Annotated in this window: 4 protein-coding genes; 1 reads left to right on the top strand and 3 read right to left on the bottom strand. The window is 69.3% G+C overall.

Going from position 1 to position 4,384, the window contains the following annotated elements:
* Positions 1-649 precede the first annotated feature (649 nt).
* The gene (trpS, locus tag ACZ418_RS33710) at positions 650-1,678 is read left to right on the top strand and encodes a tryptophan--tRNA ligase (RefSeq protein ID WP_468370763.1); all 1,029 of its coding nucleotides are present in this window, start codon (positions 650-652) and stop codon (positions 1,676-1,678) included.
* A 68-nt stretch (positions 1,679-1,746) separates the two neighbouring features.
* Here the strand turns inward: trpS and proC are convergent, their stop codons facing one another.
* From proC to ACZ418_RS33725, 3 genes are all read right to left on the bottom strand, one after another.
* Entirely contained in the window at positions 1,747-2,559 is an 813-nt protein-coding gene (gene proC / locus ACZ418_RS33715) for a pyrroline-5-carboxylate reductase (RefSeq protein ID WP_468370765.1), read from the bottom strand.
* Between the two features lie 103 nt (positions 2,560-2,662).
* Positions 2,663-3,436 carry an ABC transporter permease gene (locus ACZ418_RS33720; protein ID WP_468370767.1) on the bottom strand — a complete coding sequence of 258 codons (774 nt, stop codon included), beginning with the start codon at positions 3,434-3,436 and terminating at the stop codon, positions 2,663-2,665.
* On the bottom strand, positions 3,433-4,233 hold the full coding sequence (locus tag ACZ418_RS33725) for an ABC transporter ATP-binding protein (protein WP_468370769.1): 801 nt from the start codon (positions 4,231-4,233) through the stop codon (positions 3,433-3,435). Before ACZ418_RS33725 ends, ACZ418_RS33720 begins: the two co-directional genes overlap by 4 nt.
* Positions 4,234-4,384 lie beyond the last annotated feature (151 nt).

Raw genomic sequence — 4,384 nt, forward strand, 5'->3', positions numbered from 1 at the left:
CTCAAGGAACGGCCGCTTCCTTTGTACTCACCCTCTCGGGCTTTCCTCCGGGCGCTTCCCTTCGGTGTTTCCGACTCTATCAGATCTTTTCTCGACCCGATTTCCTCGGTGCTTTCCAGGTTCCCGCTCTCGCGTTTCCCTTTCCGGCGGTTCCGACTCTATCAGATCCTTTCGGCGTCTGACTCCCAGTCAGCGGGTTTGTCTTTGCGGCTGTTGGGCCGTTCCGACGAGTGAGACTTTAGCGGATTCCGTGCTCCCGAGCTAATCGGGGCTGCGTCCTTTCGAACGCGGATTCCTCATTCCGCAATTACGCATGCCAAAACAGTCGGCGCCGAAGCGTCGATTGCTGGTTGGTACTTGCGGGGTGGCTGTCCGGGGACCGACCGGAGTCGGCGCTCACGTCGGACAACTCGGAGAACAGTACGGATCGGCGTGGCGTGTGTCAACTCTTGCCCCGGACGCACTCCGGAGGCGTACTCTGATCCTCATGACGACGCGTACGTGTACCCAGCTCTGGTGGGCCGCCTGACGGCGGCCGTAGTCACGTATGCATCCAACGGCCGCCGCTTCGGCGGCCGTTCTCGTATCTCCTCCGGACTCCGGGGGCCGGCCGCAGGAGCGGCGGTCCCGACCAGGAGGTGGAGTGGAGATGAAGCGGGTCTTCAGCGGGATTCAGCCGACCGGGCATCTGACGCTGGGCAACTACCTGGGAGCCCTGCGGCGCTGGGTTGATACGGATCAGCACCAGGCCGACTCGGTGTTCTGTGTCGTGGATCTGCACGCGCTGACGGTGGACCAGGATCCGGCGCGATTGCTCAGGCTCAGTCGGCAGACGGCGACGTTGATGCTGGCGGCGGGGCTCGATCCCGAGGTGTGCACGGTGTTCCTGCAGAGCCATGTCGACGAGCACACGAGGCTGTCATACCTGCTGGAGTGCGTGGCGACCGACGGTGAGATGCGTCGGATGATCCAGTACAAGGAGAAGGCCGCGAAGGTGCGGGAGCGTGGCGGGACGGTGCGGCTGTCGCTGCTGACGTATCCGGTGCTGATGGCGGCGGACATCCTGGGCTACGGCGCGGACGAGGTGCCGGTCGGGGACGACCAGGTGCAGCACGTGGAGCTGGCGCGGGATCTGGCGGTGCGGTTCAACCAGCGGTTCGGGCACACGTTCGTGGTGCCGAAGGCTACGCGGCCGGCGGTGGCGGCGCGGGTGATGAATCTGCAGAATCCGACGTCGAAGATGGGGAAGTCGGACGACTCGGGGCTGGGGGTCGTCTATCTGCTGGACGAGCCGGACGTCGTGCGGAAGAAGGTCATGCGGGCCGTCACCGACAGCGGGCGGGACGTGGAGTACGACCGGGAGCGGCGGCCTGGGGTCGCGAACCTGCTGGAGATTCTCGCTGCGTGCACGGACGGGAACCCTGAGTCACTGGCACGCGTTTACGACTCGTACGGCGCCTTGAAGAAGGACACTGCGGAGGCGGTGGTGGAGGTCCTCAGGCCCGTGCAGGCCAGGCACAGGGAGCTGTGCGCGGATCCTGCCTATGTGGAGGGGGTGCTGCGGGATGGTGCGGAGAAGGCGAGGGCGATGGCCCGGCCGACCGTCGATGCGGCGTACCGGGCGATCGGGCTGCTGCCGCCGGTGTTCGATACGGCGTTGAGCGGGGTCGGGTGTTAGGTCCCGCCCGGGCCTGAGGCGTGCGGGGGCGGGCGGCCGGCGGTGAGCCGTCGCCCCCGGGCGCCGGGTCAGTCCTTCTTGCCGGAGGCGAGTTCGCGGCTGCGGTCGCGGGCGGCTTCGAGGGCGGCGATGAGGGCGGCTCGTACGCCGTGGTTCTCCAGTTCGCGGATGGCGTTGATCGTCGTACCGGCCGGGGAGGTGACGTTCTCGCGGAGCTTGACGGGGTGTTCGCCGCTGTCGCGGAGCATCACGGCGGCGCCGAAGGCGGACTGGACGATGAGGTCGTGGGCCTTGTCGCGGGGCAGGCCGAGCAGGATGCCGGCGTCGGTCATGGCCTCGACCAGGTAGAAGAAGTACGCGGGTCCGGAGCCGGACAGGGCGGTGCAGGCGTCCTGCTGGGTCTCGGGGACGCGGAGTGTCTTGCCGACGGCACCGAAGATCTCCTCGGCGTGCGCGAGGTGCTCCTCGGTGGCGTGGCTGCCGGCGGAGATGACCGACATGGCCTCGTCGACGAGGGCGGGGGTATTGGTCATGACGCGGACGACCGGGGTGCCTGCGGCCAGGCGCTCCTCGAAGAAGGAGGTGGGGATACCGGCGGCGCCGCTGATGACCAGGCGGTCGGCCGGGACGTGCGGGGCGAGCTCGTCCAGGAGGGTGCCCATGTCCTGCGGCTTGACCGTGAGGATGAGGGTGTCGGCGGTCTTGGCGGCCTCGGTGTTGGTGACCGGGCTGACTCCGTAGCGGGTGCGGAGTTCTTCGGCGCGTTCCGGGCGGCGGGCGGTGACCAGGAGGTCGGCGGGGGCCCAGCCGGCCCGGATCATTCCGCTGAGCAGGGCTTCGCCGATCTTGCCGGTGCCGAGGACTGCGACTTTCTGGCTCATGGGGTCATCCTCGCACCGGGCCGTGAGCGTGCGGGTGGTTGTCCGGCAGGCGGAACACGGGCGCAGGGAGGCCGTCCGGCGTCGTGGGATCGGCGGAGGTCGGTCAGGCCGTGCGGCGCCGGAGGGTGGCCGCGCCCAGTACCAGGACCAGCAACGCGCAACCGGCCACGATCAGGACGTCTCGGACGAAGGTCGCGGTCATGTCGGTGTGGTGCAGGACCTGGTTCATGCCGTCGACGGCGTAGGACATCGGCAGGACGTCGGAGATGCCCGTGAGGGCGGGCTGCATGTCGGACCGGGGGGTGAACAGGCCGCAGAGGAGGAGCTGGGGGAAGATCACCGCCGGCATGAACTGGACCGCCTGGAACTCCGAGGCGGCGAAGGCGGAGACGAAGAGGCCGAGAGCCGTGCCGAGCAGGGCGTCGAGGAGGGCGACGAGGAGGAGCAGCCAGGGTGAGCCGGTGACGTCGAGGCCGAGCACCCACAGGGCGAGTCCGGTGGCGAGGGCGGACTGGACGATGGCGATCGCGCCGAAGGCGAGGGCGTAGCCGGCGATGAGGTCGGCCTTGCCGAGGGGCATCGCCAGGAGGCGTTCGAGGGTGCCGGAGGTGCGTTCGCGCAGGGTGGCGATGGAGGTGACCAGGAACATCGTGATCAGCGGGAAGATGCCGAGCAGGGATGCGCCGATGTTGTCGAAGGTGCGCGGGCTGGCGTCGAAGACATAGCGCAGCAGGATCAGCATCAGGCACGGGATGACGATCATCAGCGCGATGGTGCGCGGGTCGTGGCGGAGCTGGCGCAGGACCCGGGCGGCGGTGGCGGTGGTGCGGCCCGCGTTGATGACACCGGTCGGGGCGGGGGCGGTCGTGGTGCTCATCGGGTGCTCTCCTTGGGGCGGGCTGCCGCGGCTGCCTCGTCGACGAGGTGGAGGAAGGCGGCCTCGACGGTGTCGCTGCCGGTGCGGGTGCGCAGGGCGTCCGGGGAGTCGTCCGCGAGGATCTCGCCCTCGCGCATGAGGAGGAGGCGGTGGCAGCGCTCGGCCTCGTCCATGACGTGGGAGGAGACGAGGAGGGTGGCGCCGCGGGTGGCGGCGATGTCGTGGAAGAGGCGCCACAGGTCGCGGCGCAGGACGGGGTCGAGGCCGACGGTGGGTTCGTCCAGGACGAGGAGTTCGGGGGCGCCGAGCAGGGCCACGGCCAGTGAGACCCGGTTGCGCTGGCCGCCGGAGAGGTTGCGGGCGAGGGCGTCGGCGTGGCTGGTGAGGTCGACGTCGGTGATGGCCCGGGTGACGTGCTCGTGGCGGCGTTCGGCGGCCGCGCGGCCGGGGTCGAGGATCGCGGCGAAGTACTCCAGGTTCTGCCGGACGGTCAGGTCGTCGTAGACGGAGGCTTCCTGGGTGACATAGCCGATGCGCGTGCGCAGGGCGGGGTGGCCGGCCGGGTGGCCGAGGACCTGAAGGGTGCCGGTGACCTTGGCCTGGGTGCCCACGATCGAGCGCATGAGGGTCGACTTGCCGCAGCCGGAGGGGCCGAGCAGGCCGGTGACCTGGCCGCGGGGGACCGTGAAGTCGAGATGGTGCAGGACGGTGCGGGGGCCGCGGACGACGGTGAGGTCGTGGGCCTGGACGGCTGGGGCGGAGGTCTGGGGTGGTGGCTCCGGCACGTAATTCATCATGCGATGAATAATGTGTCCGGAGGGCCCGCGCGTCAAGGGGCCGGCCGGGCACACATGCGGAAGCGGGGGGGGGGGGGGGGGGGGGGGGGGGGGGGGGGGGGGGGGGGGGGGGGGGGTGTTTTTTTTCTTTTTTTTTTTTTTTGTTTTGCTT

It is taken from the genome of Streptomyces sp. NPDC030820, assembly GCF_055572075.1.